Genomic DNA, 13,968 nt, shown 5'->3' with positions numbered 1-13,968 from the left:
ATGCAAACGAATCGTTTTGTACTTGCTGGTACTGGTAGTGGAGTTGGTAAAACAACCTTTACAATTGGACTCATGAAAGCATTACAAGAAAAGGGCAAAATTGTGCAGGGCTTTAAATGTGGTCCCGATTATATTGACCCTACTTATCATACTGCTGTTACAGGAAGGGTCTCACGCAATATCGATAGCTGGATGTTTTCACATGAAGCAGTGCGTGATATTGTTGCGCGCGCAAGTAAAGATGCTGATGTTTCCATTATTGAAGGAGTTATGGGTTTTTATGATGGCAAAAGTCCGCTATCGGATGCTGGCTCTGCAGCAGACATTAGTGTTGTCACAGAGAGCCCTGTTATTTTAATTGTCAATTGTGCAAGTATGGCACGAAGTGTAGCAGCAGTTGTGAAAGGCTTTCAATTGTTGTCGGATCAACCGAATATCGTTGGTGTCATTGCCAACCAAGTTGGTAGTGTCGGTCACTATGAGATTGCGAAGGCTGCAATTGAGCAGGAATGTGGTATTCCTGTTATCGGATATTTGAAGCGTGAGGAAGGGATTGATATTCCAAGTCGTCATTTAGGATTAGTGCCTGCAATCGAACGCGGAGAACTCGATACATTTTTTGATAAGCTAGGCTCTTTAATGGCAGAGACGATTGATTTAGATCAATTGCTTGCATTAACAAAGGCTCCCGTTCTACAAGAATCCGGGCAACTATTTGAGGAACAACCATCGGAAAATATTTGCATTGCCGTAGCTAAGGATGCCGCGTTTAACTTCTATTATGAAGAAAATTTGGCGTTGCTACGTGCAAAAGGAGCAGAGCTGCAATTTTTCTCACCACTTGCGAATGAGCCTGTTCCCGCAGAAGCAGACGGTTTGTATATAGGTGGGGGCTTCCCAGAGGAATTTGCTGATATATTAGCGAAAAATTCCGATGTGAAAAAATCTATTCGTGAAGCAATCGCCAAAGGTTTACCGACATTAGCTGAGTGTGGAGGCTTCATGTATTTGACAGAGGCTATTACGAATAGTAATGGTGACTGTTATGACATGGTAGGTGTTATTCCAGGAGAAGTAGCGATGCAAACAAAGCTAGCGGCTCTCGGCTACCGTGAAATTTTTGGCACACCCAATAATTTTTTAATTGGTACAGATGAAGAAGCAAAGGGACATGAATTCCACTATTCAAAATATAGCGGCACACACAATACGCCGGCCTATGAAACGAAGGGGCGCTTTGGTAATAAACAAGAGGGCTATCAAGCAGGAAATTTAGTAGCAGGCTATACACATTTTCATTTTGTATCTAACCCAAAGCTTGTTGACAACTGGTTAACAGCTTGTAAGAAGGTGAAAAATCATGACTAATTATTTTCCTATTCATATCAATATTGAATATAAAACGGTAGTAATTGTTGGTGGGGGGCACGTTGCAACACAGAAGGTAGCATCACTGCTTCCAGCTAAAGCAAATATTGTCGTTGTAAGCCCAACTCTAGATGACTCATTGGTGCCACTTGCGGAATCCGGGCAAATTACGTGGCATGAAAAAGAATTTGAACCGCGTGACTTAGATGATGCATCACTCATTATTGCGGCAACAAATGATACGTCAGTAAATGAGGCTGTACAAGAAGCAGCCCAGCATTGGCAGCTCATCAATCGCACTGATGCGCAGGCTGAGAGCGACTTTATTACGCCAGCGACAGTGCGCCGTGGTCCATTAGTGTTAACTGTATCAACGTCAGGTGCCAGTCCAGCACTAGCGCGTAAAATCAAAGCGGACCTCGAAGAGCAATTTGATGCCGTTTATGATGACTATGTATGCTTCCTACAGCAAGCGCGGTTAATGATTGCTGCTAAGTTTGAGAAAGGTCCGCAAAGACGTGCGGCATTACAATCATTACTTGAACCGAGCTTACTAGAATGGACACGTAATGGAGAGATTGATAGACGTGAAGCATTTTTACAACAAATACTGATGGGAGAAGCGCGATGAAAGACGGAATAGTGTATTTAGTTGGAGCTGGACCAGGAGATCCAAAGCTCATTACAGTGTACGGGCTCGAATGTATTCAAAAGGCTGATGTCATTGCATACGACCGTCTTGTGAACCCGAAATTATTAGAGTTTGCGAAAAAAGATGCTGAGCTTGTGTACTGTGGTAAATTACCTGGTAAGCATCACTTAATTCAAGATGAGATTCATTCATTACTTGTCGAAAAAGCGCAGGAAGGCAAGATTGTCACACGTTTAAAGGGTGGCGATCCATTCGTTTTTGGTCGCGGTGCAGAGGAAGCGGAAATCTTAAAAAATCATGGTATTGCTTATGAAATTGTACCTGGTATTACTGCAGGAATTGCTGCCCCAGCATATGCCGGCATCCCTGTAACACACCGTGATTTTGCGACAAGCTTTGCCCTTGTAACAGGGCACGGTCGTGAGGAAAAAGGACAGGACTTTTTAAATTGGCCTGCCCTTGCAACAGGTATTGATACAGTTGCCTTTTATATGAGTGTTGGCAATATTGCTTATATTTCAAAAAAGCTCATCGAAAATGGGCGCAAGGCAACTACTCCAGTTGCCGTTATTGAGTGGGGAACAACAGATCAACAGCGTACTATTACAGGACAGCTTGATGAAATAGCTAGCATTATTGAACGAGAAGGCTACCATAACCCTTCCATGATTGTCGTTGGCGAAGTCGTCAATGTGCGCGAGAAAATTCAATGGTTTGAAGAGCAAGGAATGGCCTTTACATAAAGGAATAAAACTTGTTTTCGCATAAGGAGGAAATACATCATGACAGTAATCGAGGCTTTAAAAAATCGTCGTGCGATTCGCAATTACACGACACAGCCTGTTGAAAAAGAGAAAATCGAGCAAATTTTACAAGCTGCCACTTATGCTCCAAATGACCGTATGCGTGAGCCTTGGCATTTTTATGTTATTCAAGACGATGCGATGAAACGCTATGAGGAAATGGCAAGTACTTATTTACAGGAGCGATTCCCAACAAAGCCAAATTTAGTAGAAAGCTCATTAAAGGTTGTGCAAACAACACCTGTTGCCATTGTTGTAACGGCAGATATTGTGGAAGACGATACTGATGCGACAGCAGATAATGTCTTTGCTGTAAGCAGTGCCATTATGTCCATGTGGCTTGCCGCAGAGGAGCTAGGGCTTGGCTTTGTATGGCGTACACGCGGTGTAGGACTTGTTCATGATCCACGTATGCATGCATTCATTGGCGCAAGTGAATCACAAAAGGTAGTAGGAACAATCTTTATTGGCTATCCAGAAGAGCAGGAGCTTAAAGACAAGAAACGTACCCCATTTGAAGAAAAAACAACATGGCTTTAAGGGAGGCTTAAAAAATGGCTAGAAAAGGCTTATTTTTAGTATATACAGGTGAAGGGAAGGGCAAAACAACAGCTTCTCTTGGTGTCACATTACGCGCAGTTGGTCGTGGCCTCAATGTCCGTTATATGCAGTTCATTAAATCACCAGAGCGTACATACGGAGAGCAAATTGCTCTTCGTAAACTTGGCGTAGAAATGGAGCAAATGGGAATCGGCTTTACATGGACAAAAACGCCTGAGGAGCATCGTGCTGCTTTAGCAAAGGCATGGAAGAAAACAAAGGCCGCCCTGCAAGACGACAGTATTGATGTACTCGTATTAGATGAGCTCAACAATGCGCTTGCTATCACAAAATTCCCGATTGATGATGTACTCCCATTAGCTGAAGTCATTGAAGCCATTCAACAGCGTCCATCTACAATGCATCTAGTTGTAACAGGGCGTAGCGCAAATCCAGCGCTCGTAGCTATGGCAGATTTAGTATCATCAATCGATGCGACAAAGCATTATTATGACGAAGGAATTCCAGCTGTCAAAGGTCTAGAATTCTAAGCAATAAAGGATAAGAGGGATATTCGCGGAGCCGGGCAGAATACCCGCGCTTTGGGGGGAAATACCCGCGGAGCCGGGCAGAATACCCGCGCTTCGGGGGGAAATACCCGCGGAACCGGGCAGAATACCCGCGCTTTTGGGGGAAATACCCGCGGAACGGAGCATAATACCCGCGCTTTGGCAAGAAATACCCGCGGAACGGATCAGAACACCCGCGCTTCAACTATAAATACGGAGGAAAAAGACTATGCCAGCAAAATCTATCATGATTCAAGGAACGGCTTCTGATGTTGGGAAAAGTATGATTTGTACTGCGCTATGCCGTATTTTTTCGGATGATGGGCTAAAGGTAGTACCGTTTAAATCGCAAAATATGGCCCTTAATTCGTTTGTAACTCAAGATGGTGGAGAAATCGGCCGTGCGCAGGGTGTACAAGCAGAGGCTGCACGTGTTGTCGCAACTACGGATATGAATCCTATATTGCTAAAACCGAAGCAGGATATGGTATCTGAAGTGATTGTTCATGGCAAGCATTTTTTAAATATGGATGCCAAAAGCTATCGCAATAAATTCGTACAAGAAGCGATGCCAATCGTAGAAAAGTCGGTACGAACTTTACAAAATACATATGATGTTATTGTACTTGAAGGAGCGGGAAGCCCTGCAGAAATTAATTTAAAGGACCGTGATATAGCAAATATGCGCATGGCTCATTTAGCAGATGCAGCTGTTGTGTTAGTTGCTGATATCGATCGGGGTGGAGTATTTGCATCGATTGTTGGAACACTCGCATTGCTTGACGATGTAGAGCGTGCACGTGTAAAAGGGTTGATCATCAATAAATTCAGAGGGATGCGTGAATTACTCGATGATGGTATTGAGTGGGTAGAGCGTGAAACTGGTATTCCTGTACTTGGTGTTGTGCCGTATGTAGATGTCAATATTGAGGCTGAGGATTCGCTAGCACTATCTTCATTGCGCTTTAAAAAACCAAAGCCTGGGGAATTCTCAGTCGATGTAGCTATGATTCGTTTACCGCGCATTTCCAACTTTACGGATGTTGATCCATTTTTCGATGAGCCAGAGGTTGGTGTACGGTTAATTGGCGATGTCAATGAGCTTGGTACGCCTGACTTACTGATACTACCTGGAACAAAAAGTACAATGGATGATTTAGTGTGGTTAAAGACACAAGGCTTCGATCAAGCCATACCTAATTTACGCCAACAAGGGACCAAAATTATTGGAATTTGTGGTGGCTTCCAAATGCTTGGCGAAACGTTACTAGACCCAGATGCAGTAGAAGGAAATGGAGATTCAGCGCAAGGTCTAGGGTTATTGCCAATGGAAACTATTTTCGTTGGTGATAAAAAAACGGTTCAAATGACAGGAACAAGAGGACAAGATACGTTTACTGGCTATGAGATTCATCTTGGACGTACAAAAATTTTGCGTGACGAAGTCTCACCATTTTTACAACTTGCAGATGGGCGGGAAGATGGGGCAGTAAGTGCTGACGAACAAGTTATCGGAACATATTTCCATGGTTTATTCCATAATCGCGCCTTTACACGACAGCTTGTCAATGACATACGCCTGAAAAAAGGGCTGACTACTTTACCAAGTGATGTAAAAAGTGACGCAGAACGTAGAGAGGACGCTTACAATATGCTGGCAAAGCATGTGCGCGCTAATCTCGATATGAAAAAAGTATACGAAATTATGAATATAGAGGTACCCGTATGACAAGAAAAGGACCGTTAGCTATTAATTATGAGGCATTGTGGCAGGAAGGTATGAAGGACTGGCATGGCCAAATGCCTGAAAGAATGGTCAATGATCAATTAGAGGAGCAGTTTTGGGCGCAGTCTATTGCACGTAAAAAGACAGGGCAAACAGATCCTTACGCTACAAGAATTTTTCAAGAAATAAAAAAAAGTATTCAACCAGAGCACTCGGTATTGGAAATTGGTCCAGGCTGGGGCAATTATACGTTTCCACTAGCTGATCATGTACGAAAGCTAACTTGTGTAGATAGCTCAGATAGCATCCTTCGCTACCTACAAAATTGTATGCACGATAAGCAACATGTGTCTTATATTCATGCAAAATGGGAAAGCCTTGCTGAGGATGAGGTAGAAGCCCACGATATCGTCATTGGTGTCAATTGTTTTTATCGTATGTATGAAATCAAATCGGCACTTTACCATATGAATCGTCTTGCTAAAAAGCGTGCAATTATTGGCATGACAACAGGGCCGATACAACCCCATTATGAAATTTTATATGAAAAGTATGGCTACGATATTAAATTTCCACGAAGAGATTATATAGAATTTTTAAATTTGCTATATGAAATGGATATTTATGCGGAGTGCAAAATCATTCCATTGGAAAGAGTGTATGAATATGAAAGCTATGAGCAGCTTGTGACAACACAAAGTAAAAAAATATTAAATACTAATTTTAATAGAGCACATGTTGAGGAGTCGCTCATGCCGTTTATGGAAGAGAAGAATGGGCGTTATTATTATCGCCATGACTTCCATGCGGCACTCGTATCATGGGAGCCGAAATAACTAATAAACCTTTGGAGAAAGCTGTTCACCAAAGGTTTTTCTTATTGTGAACGATAAGGTACAATAGAGCGATAGACATAGAAGAGAGGTGGCATATGTGCAACTACATTTTTTAGGAACAGGCGCAGGAATGCCTTCAAAGGAACGAAATACAAGTGCCCTAATGGTAAAGCTTTTAGATGAAGTGGGCGAAATGTGGCTTTTTGATTGTGGGGAGGCGACGCAACATCAAATTTTGCATACATCCTTAAAGCCACGTAAAGTAACGAAAATATTCATAACGCATTTACACGGTGACCATATTTTCGGTTTACCTGGCTTTTTAAGCTCCCGTTCATTTCAAGGTGGGGAAGAGCCATTAACAATATTTGGTCCACAAGGTTTGCAGCAATGGATTGAGCAAACCTTTGCCTTGTCAAAGACGCATTTAACATATCCATTACAATTTGTTGAAGTCCATGAGGGTGTTATTTATGAGGATGAACATTTTACAGTAAGTGCAAGTGAATTGCGACATGTAGTCCCATGCTTTGGCTACCGTATTGAGCAAAAAGATTTGCCTGGAGAACTGTTAATGGAAAAAGCGCTAGCTCTTGGTGTTCCCAAAGGTCCGTTGCTAGGACAATTAAAGGGTAGGCAAGATATTGAGCTTGAGGATGGCACCATTGTTTATGCGAAAGATGTTGTCGCTCCGCCTAAAAAAGGCTTTACGCTCACTATTTTAGGAGATACAAAATACTGTCCAGAGGCTGTTTCATTAGCTAATGGAGCAGATATCGTTATTCATGAAGCGACCTTTGATGGCACGACGACAGATTTAGCAGCTAGCTACGGACACTCTACAAATGTCGAAGCGGCAAAGGTGGCACAACAAGCAGGAGCAAATTATTTACTTCTGAACCATTTAAGTGCCCGCTTCTTACCACAGGATTTACCATTATTCTTAGCAGATGCACAGAAGATTTTCCCACAAACCTTCCTTACATCCGATCAATCAGTATTTACATGGAATAACAATAAATTAATTTAATGGAAAACGTAAAGTACCTTTTGAATGACGCTTCATTTAAAGGGTACTTTTTATATTTAGAACTAGTAAATATCAATTGAATGAAGCAAATAAGATAGAATAAAAATGTACCTAATAGCTTTAATGCTCATCACCAAAAGTTGAAGTTGACATTTTGAGTTGATTGAAGTGAAGGCTGGGCGACTCCATGGGGATCATCGGACGCCCCAAGGAAAGTGCCTAGTCGGAGTAGAAATCAACCCCACGTTTTGGTGATGAGCTAGTTTTCATGAAAATTTGGAATATAAAAGAAATATAATGCAGTTAATAGTAGATTTTCGTATAATTGAGTAAAGGGGAGTGGTTTATATGAATCAGCAAAAGATGCCACCAGCACTATTACGTTTAATCGTTATTTTTCCAAATGTGCTGAGCTATTTATTACTATTTGGACTTATTGTTTTTGTTATCTCTAATTATGACACATTAAAAGCAACGGACAACTTAACGGTTTGGCTTATTTTTATCGTAGTGCTTGCACCAGCTGCTGCCTACACGACATTCAGCATTGTTAAGAAAATTCGTGCTGGACATATGTAAGCTAAATGACAACACGTGTATTCGTTAGATAATCTAATGGCTACACGTGTTTTTTATCTTTAAAGTCTATATTTTCATTGATTTTTAGATTTTTTAGCTCGGAACATGACTCCAATTACAATTAGTGCCATTATTACAGCAACAGATATGAAGTAAATATTAGAAATTACATTCATTATGTGAAAAGGTGCTTTATGAACATAAATAGCCTTTACCCACTGATTAGCTTCTTTTACTGCAATTGCAGTGGAAGTTGATGTCCCTTTTATTTCATAATATTTTGTTCCTTTTGGGTAATAGTTTGAAGCATCCCCGTAATATTTTCCGGTCATACCATTAGGTTTGGTCTTTACTTCCCCTATAATTTGACCAATTTTACTATTTTCAATAAATTCTTCTTGTTTAATTTCATAAACTTTTTCTTTCCAAACGACAAAAGGATAAGCCCAGGATAGTGCTTGAACAGAGGATGAAATCATAAATATAAGTAATAGTGATAACAACGTTTTTCTTTTCATAAGCACCTCCAATGGTTAATCATTTTATTCTAGTATAAAAGGAAAATTTGGAAATGGTGAATCAATTTAAAAAAATTGCTTTTTAAAAAAATCTGTGAAACGGTAAGGTTTCTCATTTTATGAGGGCTATAGATCTAGTTGTATTAGTTGATTAAATAAATCCAAGACGAATAAAAAAATTCCATCTAGAGAAACTAAAAATAATACGAGGTGTTTCATAATAAATTTGAAAAGTGGGGTGTTTTTTATGGATCCAACAAATTGCGACTTCTCACCAATGAAACAAACATTAAAAGAAGAGCTTTTACAGGTTATTATGTCATTGCAGCAAAGTGTAGAAGCAATGGATACTGATACAAACTGTCTTCTTGGGAATTTTGAAAAAATTAAAGAAAAATTTGTAATGATCGAAATGAAAGCTGCAACATTTTATTTAAATTGCTATCTTTCCCCGTTTACTGAAAAATATCCTGAGCTTTCGCATTGCGTACAAAATATGTCTACGAGGAGACATGGAGGATTAATTGTTATTGAACGCAAGGATTCTCTGGCGTCTCTTATACAGCCTGGTATTCATATTGGCGCAGAAGTAACGCATTCCTTATTAGAATCTATTTTTTTTCCTGGAAATCCGCTTCATGATGGCGCAGTTTTAGTAAGCCAAAATCTAATTGAGTCCGCAGCAAATGTATTGCCGCTTTCAGATAGATACACAGGAGAAAAGAAATTAGGCACAAGACATAGAGCAGCATTAGGGTTAAGTGAAATAAGTGATGCGCTCGTCATGGTAGTGTCTGAAGAAACAGGGAGAATTTCTTTTGCCTTTAAAGGAAACTTATATCCAATCACAACGCATGGCATTATATAGTGTGAGCTTTACAGGCGTTTTCACAAGATGTGAAGTTTTTAGCCTGAGTTCCTCAATTTCAGTTAGTATTATAAGAGGTGAGATTCTTCTGTGGCTGCCGCATTGCTTTCGCCCACAAAAAACATCTGTGGCTGCCGCATGACTTTCACACAAAAACATGTACTGAATGAAAATTTATATCTTGAATTCGAGACATTCTCCTTGCTTGTCTATCACTTGCATGGTAAAGTGATGAATGAAAGGAGGATGAAGCGATGCGAAAACACACGCTTGGATCACTGACTTGGATTCGGATGATGCGCTTTACAAATCAAAGTAACCAATCATCCAATGAATTTTTAAAACGCTTTGACTTAACGACTGCACAATTTGATGTCCTGATACAAATAAAGACATATGCACCGTTAACGCAATCACAGCTAGCAGAGAAAGTGACAGTCACGCAAGGGGGTATATCTCGGATGCTTGCTCGTCTTGAAAAAGAGGGACTTATTGAGCGCAAACAAAATTGGAAGACCAAAACAATCTCGCTCACTGCTAAAGGCGAACAGATGATTGATGCAGCGACACCAAGTCAGCTTCACTTTCAATCCTCATTTTTTGAAGAAGTATTAACAGAAGAAGAAATGAAAACTTTATATACACTTATGTCAAAATTAGAAAAGCATAGTCGTGAAAAAAAATTACCACCAGCGTGATTTTTTTTACATTATCACTTGCTTAGTCAAGTGAAACGAACAAGGAGGAAATAAATATGAACAAACTAAGCGGACATCATCATATATCCATGCTAACGAAAAACGGCAAACGAAATAATGATTTTTATACAAAAATTCTCGGATTACGTCGTGTGAAAAAAACGGTCAACCAAGATTCGCCATCCATGTATCACTTATTTTATGGAGATTTAACAGGAGCTGCAGGTACAGAATTAACATTTTTTGAAATGCCTGTAGCAGGAAGAACAGTTCGAGGAACAAATGCTATTACACGTATTGGATTACTAGTACCAAGTTATGACAGTCTGCAATATTGGAAAAATCGCTTTCAACAGTTAGAAGTTGAACATAGTGAAATTACCACATATGCAGGTAAAGATGCATTGTTTTTTGAGGATCATGAAGGGTTACGAATGGTGCTTTTAAACTATCACGATCATGAAACACCAGCTCATTGGCAACCATGGAACGGCTCCGAAATCCCGGCAGAATATCGCATTTTAGGGATGGGTACAGTTGAGATTACAGTTCGTTATTTGCAACGAACAGTGGATTTATTAAAAGGGCTTTTTAATTACACAGTCGTTGCAGAAGATGAGAAAGAAACAGTATTGCAATCCATACTTGGTGAAGCACTTGGAGAGATTGTCGTTAAAGAATTAGAAGGGCCAAGTGAGAAACCAGGTCGAGGAAGTATACATCATCTTGCACTACGTGTCGCAAACATTGAGGAATTACAGGAATGGGATGTCAAAATTAGGGGGCGAGGCTTAGATAGTACAGGAGTAGTGGATCGTTATTACTTCCAAAGTCTTTATTTTAGAGATCGTAATGGAATTTTATTTGAAATGGCAACAGATGGCCCGGGCTTCACAGTGGATTCGACAGTAGAGGACCTTGGAAAAGAGTTAGATCTTCCGCCATTTTTAGAAGAAAAACGCGCAGAAATTGAAGCCATTCTAGAACCACTAGATTAAGGAGAGAATTTAATCATGGAAAAATATCGCATTGATCAATCGAAAGGCATCGAATTTGGTCTGTATTCATTAGGGGATCATATTCCAAACCCATTAACAGGTGAACGTATTTCAGCTCAGCAACGAATCCAAGAGCTAATTGAAGCAAGTCAGCTAGCAGAGCAAGCAGGTATTGATGTATTCGGTGTTGGCGAAAGTCACCAATCGTACTTTACTACACAGGCACATACGGTTGTTTTAGGAGCAATCGCACAAGCTACTTCAAAAATCAAATTAGCAAGCTCGGCAACGGTACTGAGTGTCTCTGATCCAGTACGTGTATATGAGGATTTTGCGACGATTGATTTAATTTCAGATGGACGTGCAGAAATTGTTGCAGGGCGTGGCTCTCGAGTTGGTGCCTATCAATTACTAGGCGTTGATTTACAGGATTATGAAGAGATTTTTGAGGAAAAATTAGAGCTGCTGAAAAAAATAAATGAAAATGAGCTTGTCACTTGGGAAGGTCAATTTCGTGCACCACTTCACAATGCGCAAATTTTGCCACAACCTAAAAATGGATCGTTGCCAATTTGGCGGGCTGTCGGAGGACCACCTGCAAGTGCCATTAAAGCAGGCTATATGGGCATCCCAATGATGTTGACGACATTAGGCGGTCCAGCTGTTAATTTTAAACCTTCAGTAGATGCCTACAAGGAAGCAGCAGAGCGAAGTGGCTTTGATCCGAAAGAGTTACCGATTGCTACAACAAGCCTATTCTATGTTGCTGATACGACGAAAGAGGCGCTACAAGGGATGTATCCACATTTAAATGGCGGTTTCCAAGCAATTCGTGGCGGGGGTTATCCAAAGCAGCAGTTTGCGCAAGCGCCAGATACACGCGACGCCTTAATGGTCGGAAGTAAGGAACAGATTATTGAAAAGCTACTGTATCAATACGAGCTATATGGCATGCAGCGATTTATGGCACAAATTGATTTTGGCGGTGTGCCATTCGATAAATTAATGAAAAATATTGAAATCATAGGGAACGATATTCTACCTGCTATCAAAAAATATACAGCAAAATAAGGAGTGTACAGCATGAAAATTGTTGCACTAGCTGGTTCAATTATTGGCTCAAAAACAAAAACAGCCATCAGTAAAGTGGTTGAAATTTTACAAGATAAATATCCAGAGCATGAAGTAACGTTACTAGATCTCGCTGAATATAATATGGAATTTAGTGATGGACGAAATTATTTTGACTATGATGGGGATACAAAATATGTGGCCGAAACAATTATGGCTGCAGATGCGATTGTCATTGGAACGCCGACATTTCAAGCTTCGATTCCGGCAACGTTGAAAAATATTTTTGATTTACTACCGGTCAATGCCTTCCGCGATAAAGTGGTAAGTATGATTGTCACAGCAGGTACAGCGAAACACTATCTAATGATCGAACAGCAGTTAAAGCCAATTCTTGCTTACATGAAAGCTCACATCGTCCCAACATATGTTTTTATAGAAGAAAAGGATTTTTTACGGAAGGAAATCGTGAATGATGATGTTCTGTTCCGCCTTGAGCGTTTAGCTGAGGATACAGTGATGGTAGCCGATGCGTTTGCAGAAATTCGTGCTAAAAAAGATGCGGAATATGATTTTTAGAGAATACTAATTTTAATAAAATATAGACGCTGCATAAGAGGGAAATCTTATGCAGCGTTTTTTCGTGCTTATTATTTATTGTTGGACCACTTGAACCAACGAGCATGGCCATCAGGGCGTTCCATTATACGTATAGATTCTATATCTCCTTGATCAATAAAATCCTGGTGCAGTTGCATATCAAATAAATTGTTATAACAATGGTAGAGAGGTCGTTCCATGCTTATCTCTTTTAACTGTTCAATTAGTTCAAGGCGTAATTCCAATGGGATTTGATTAGCCACGTGTGTATGATAAACAACTAACATCGCATCTTCATTAATATCTCTAACAATATCTTTTATAAGTTTAATGGCATCTCCTTTTATCAGTTGTAAATCGAGCTCTTTTAAAATAGGGAGCGCTTGATTTAACAAAAGTCTGCGTTCTTGATGCTCTGGCCAAATTAATGCTTGGAGCCATTGGAGCTCTTCCTCATTATGAATATCAATAGGATTTAAATCGATGCCCACCCGCTTACAAACAACTGGAGCATTTGAAATAGAAGCTGGAAGCGGCTGTCCTCGATTTTCTGAGGACAAAACGAAAGCATTATTAGAATTGTTTATGTGAAGCTGTTGATTATAGCAGTAATTGTATTGATCCATTCCAAGTTGAAGTCCTGCACTTGCACCGATTTCTAGTAAAGCTAATGGCTTTTTGTGGCGTTCATAAATTTCTGTCATCATCGGATAAAGGTAAGAACAACGGCGAATTTCATTAGTCTGAACAAGTTTTTCTTGAAATAAAGCTTTCAATTCATCTGAATGCGACAAAACGAATGCTTTAAAAACAGGATACACTTCCTTTATGGGCCTTGTTGTTGTTGTTAAGGATGGATAAAAATAAACTAAATCATCTTTTGATGGTGACAGTAAATACTGAACTCCAGCTAATAATAAATTAGGTACAGGTTGTCCTTGAGGTATAAATGTTGCAACTTTTAATAGTTCCTCATCATCGGCAATCTTATTGGCTAAATGTTCATACAGTGGACTTGAGTTTTCGCATTCATTTTTTGCAAAAGTACGGAATTGCTTACTTAATTTAGCTAACATACGATTCTCCCCTTTGTGTAAAAGTAATCGATCTAC

The 13,968-nt window shown here is 39.9% G+C and carries 16 protein-coding genes; 14 read left to right on the top strand and 2 right to left on the bottom strand.

The genetic code is table 11. From position 1 onward, the window contains the following. The 9 genes from FJQ98_RS17460 (at position 1) to FJQ98_RS17420 (ending at position 8,103) form a co-directional block, all read left to right on the top strand. On the top strand, positions 1-1,368 hold the full coding sequence (locus FJQ98_RS17460; protein ID WP_053594973.1) for a cobyrinic acid a,c-diamide synthase CobB: 1,368 nt from the start codon (positions 1-3) through the stop codon (positions 1,366-1,368). Then, positions 1,361-1,999, top strand: coding sequence for a precorrin-2 dehydrogenase/sirohydrochlorin ferrochelatase family protein (locus tag FJQ98_RS17455; protein ID WP_053594974.1), 639 nt, complete (start codon positions 1,361-1,363; stop codon positions 1,997-1,999). Before FJQ98_RS17460 ends, FJQ98_RS17455 begins: the two co-directional genes overlap by 8 nt. Beyond that, the gene (cobA, locus tag FJQ98_RS17450; RefSeq protein ID WP_053594975.1) at positions 1,996-2,763 is read left to right on the top strand and encodes a uroporphyrinogen-III C-methyltransferase; all 768 of its coding nucleotides are present in this window, start codon (positions 1,996-1,998) and stop codon (positions 2,761-2,763) included. The genes FJQ98_RS17455 and cobA overlap by 4 nt, the downstream gene beginning before the upstream one ends. 39 nt (positions 2,764-2,802) lie before the next feature. Further along, positions 2,803-3,363 (top strand): nitroreductase family protein, encoded by a 561-nt coding sequence (locus tag FJQ98_RS17445; protein ID WP_053594976.1) that lies wholly within the window; start codon positions 2,803-2,805, stop codon positions 3,361-3,363. 14 nt (positions 3,364-3,377) lie between these two features. Beyond that, entirely contained in the window at positions 3,378-3,914 is a 537-nt protein-coding gene (locus FJQ98_RS17440; protein ID WP_053594977.1) for a cob(I)yrinic acid a,c-diamide adenosyltransferase, read from the top strand. Positions 3,915-4,161: 247 nt separating this feature from the next. After that, positions 4,162-5,661 (top strand): cobyric acid synthase, encoded by a 1,500-nt coding sequence (locus FJQ98_RS17435; protein WP_053594978.1) that lies wholly within the window; start codon positions 4,162-4,164, stop codon positions 5,659-5,661. Further along, positions 5,658-6,494, top strand: a complete 837-nt coding sequence (locus FJQ98_RS17430; RefSeq protein ID WP_053594979.1) for a class I SAM-dependent methyltransferase — start codon at positions 5,658-5,660, stop codon at positions 6,492-6,494. The genes FJQ98_RS17435 and FJQ98_RS17430 overlap by 4 nt, the downstream gene beginning before the upstream one ends. A 97-nt stretch (positions 6,495-6,591) precedes the next feature. Then, the gene (rnz, locus tag FJQ98_RS17425) at positions 6,592-7,524 is read left to right on the top strand and encodes a ribonuclease Z (protein WP_053594980.1); all 933 of its coding nucleotides are present in this window, start codon (positions 6,592-6,594) and stop codon (positions 7,522-7,524) included. Positions 7,525-7,872: 348 nt separating this feature from the next. After that, the gene (locus FJQ98_RS17420; RefSeq protein WP_053594981.1) at positions 7,873-8,103 is read left to right on the top strand and encodes a hypothetical protein; all 231 of its coding nucleotides are present in this window, start codon (positions 7,873-7,875) and stop codon (positions 8,101-8,103) included. Between the two features lie 74 nt (positions 8,104-8,177). On the opposite strand, the gene FJQ98_RS17415 is transcribed toward FJQ98_RS17420, so the two are convergent. Next, on the bottom strand, positions 8,178-8,621 hold the full coding sequence (locus tag FJQ98_RS17415) for a hypothetical protein (protein WP_053594982.1): 444 nt from the start codon (positions 8,619-8,621) through the stop codon (positions 8,178-8,180). A gap of 247 nt (positions 8,622-8,868) precedes the next feature. Here FJQ98_RS17415 and cdaS point away from each other — a divergent pair, with 247 nt between their 5' ends. The 5 genes from cdaS (at position 8,869) to FJQ98_RS17390 (ending at position 12,835) form a co-directional block, all read left to right on the top strand. Beyond that, entirely contained in the window at positions 8,869-9,489 is a 621-nt protein-coding gene (gene cdaS, locus FJQ98_RS17410) for a sporulation-specific diadenylate cyclase CdaS (protein ID WP_053594983.1), read from the top strand. Positions 9,490-9,743: 254 nt separating this feature from the next. After that, complete coding sequence (locus tag FJQ98_RS17405) at positions 9,744-10,187, top strand: MarR family winged helix-turn-helix transcriptional regulator (protein ID WP_053594984.1); 444 nt, start codon at positions 9,744-9,746, stop codon at positions 10,185-10,187. Between the two features lie 56 nt (positions 10,188-10,243). After that, positions 10,244-11,185, top strand: coding sequence for a ring-cleaving dioxygenase (locus FJQ98_RS17400; protein ID WP_053594985.1), 942 nt, complete (start codon positions 10,244-10,246; stop codon positions 11,183-11,185). A 15-nt stretch (positions 11,186-11,200) separates the two neighbouring features. Further along, the gene (locus FJQ98_RS17395; RefSeq protein ID WP_053594986.1) at positions 11,201-12,256 is read left to right on the top strand and encodes an LLM class flavin-dependent oxidoreductase; all 1,056 of its coding nucleotides are present in this window, start codon (positions 11,201-11,203) and stop codon (positions 12,254-12,256) included. A 12-nt stretch (positions 12,257-12,268) separates the two neighbouring features. Beyond that, entirely contained in the window at positions 12,269-12,835 is a 567-nt protein-coding gene (locus FJQ98_RS17390) for an NADPH-dependent FMN reductase (protein ID WP_053594987.1), read from the top strand. Positions 12,836-12,906: 71 nt separating this feature from the next. Here FJQ98_RS17390 and FJQ98_RS17385 read toward each other — a convergent pair whose 3' ends face one another. Beyond that, a complete protein-coding gene (locus tag FJQ98_RS17385; RefSeq protein WP_053594988.1) occupies positions 12,907-13,932 on the bottom strand; it encodes a DUF2332 domain-containing protein in 1,026 nt (341 codons plus the stop codon). Between the last annotated feature and the right edge of the window lie 36 nt (positions 13,933-13,968).

Source organism: Lysinibacillus agricola (assembly GCF_016638705.1).
Classification (GTDB): Bacteria; Bacillota; Bacilli; order Bacillales_A; family Planococcaceae; genus Lysinibacillus; species Lysinibacillus agricola.
Note: the sequence above shows the minus strand (reverse complement) of the source record. Positions and strands in the feature narration are given on the sequence as shown.

Excerpts from the sequence above, each read along its gene's own strand:
- FJQ98_RS17460 (WP_053594973.1), top strand. The coding sequence starts at position 1 with ATGCAAACGAATCGTTTTGTACTTGCTGGTACTGGTAGTGGAGTTGGT.
- FJQ98_RS17455 (WP_053594974.1), top strand. The coding sequence starts at position 1,361 with ATGACTAATTATTTTCCTATTCATATCAATATTGAATATAAAACGGTA.
- cobA (WP_053594975.1), top strand. The coding sequence starts at position 1,996 with ATGAAAGACGGAATAGTGTATTTAGTTGGAGCTGGACCAGGAGATCCA.
- FJQ98_RS17445 (WP_053594976.1), top strand. The coding sequence starts at position 2,803 with ATGACAGTAATCGAGGCTTTAAAAAATCGTCGTGCGATTCGCAATTAC.
- FJQ98_RS17440 (WP_053594977.1), top strand. The coding sequence starts at position 3,378 with ATGGCTAGAAAAGGCTTATTTTTAGTATATACAGGTGAAGGGAAGGGC.
- FJQ98_RS17435 (WP_053594978.1), top strand. The coding sequence starts at position 4,162 with ATGCCAGCAAAATCTATCATGATTCAAGGAACGGCTTCTGATGTTGGG.
- FJQ98_RS17430 (WP_053594979.1), top strand. The coding sequence starts at position 5,658 with ATGACAAGAAAAGGACCGTTAGCTATTAATTATGAGGCATTGTGGCAG.
- FJQ98_RS17420 (WP_053594981.1), top strand. The coding sequence starts at position 7,873 with ATGAATCAGCAAAAGATGCCACCAGCACTATTACGTTTAATCGTTATT.
- FJQ98_RS17415 (WP_053594982.1), bottom strand. The coding sequence starts at position 8,621 with ATGAAAAGAAAAACGTTGTTATCACTATTACTTATATTTATGATTTCA.
- cdaS (WP_053594983.1), top strand. The coding sequence starts at position 8,869 with ATGGATCCAACAAATTGCGACTTCTCACCAATGAAACAAACATTAAAA.
- FJQ98_RS17405 (WP_053594984.1), top strand. The coding sequence starts at position 9,744 with ATGCGAAAACACACGCTTGGATCACTGACTTGGATTCGGATGATGCGC.
- FJQ98_RS17400 (WP_053594985.1), top strand. The coding sequence starts at position 10,244 with ATGAACAAACTAAGCGGACATCATCATATATCCATGCTAACGAAAAAC.
- FJQ98_RS17395 (WP_053594986.1), top strand. The coding sequence starts at position 11,201 with ATGGAAAAATATCGCATTGATCAATCGAAAGGCATCGAATTTGGTCTG.
- FJQ98_RS17390 (WP_053594987.1), top strand. The coding sequence starts at position 12,269 with ATGAAAATTGTTGCACTAGCTGGTTCAATTATTGGCTCAAAAACAAAA.
- FJQ98_RS17385 (WP_053594988.1), bottom strand. The coding sequence starts at position 13,932 with ATGTTAGCTAAATTAAGTAAGCAATTCCGTACTTTTGCAAAAAATGAA.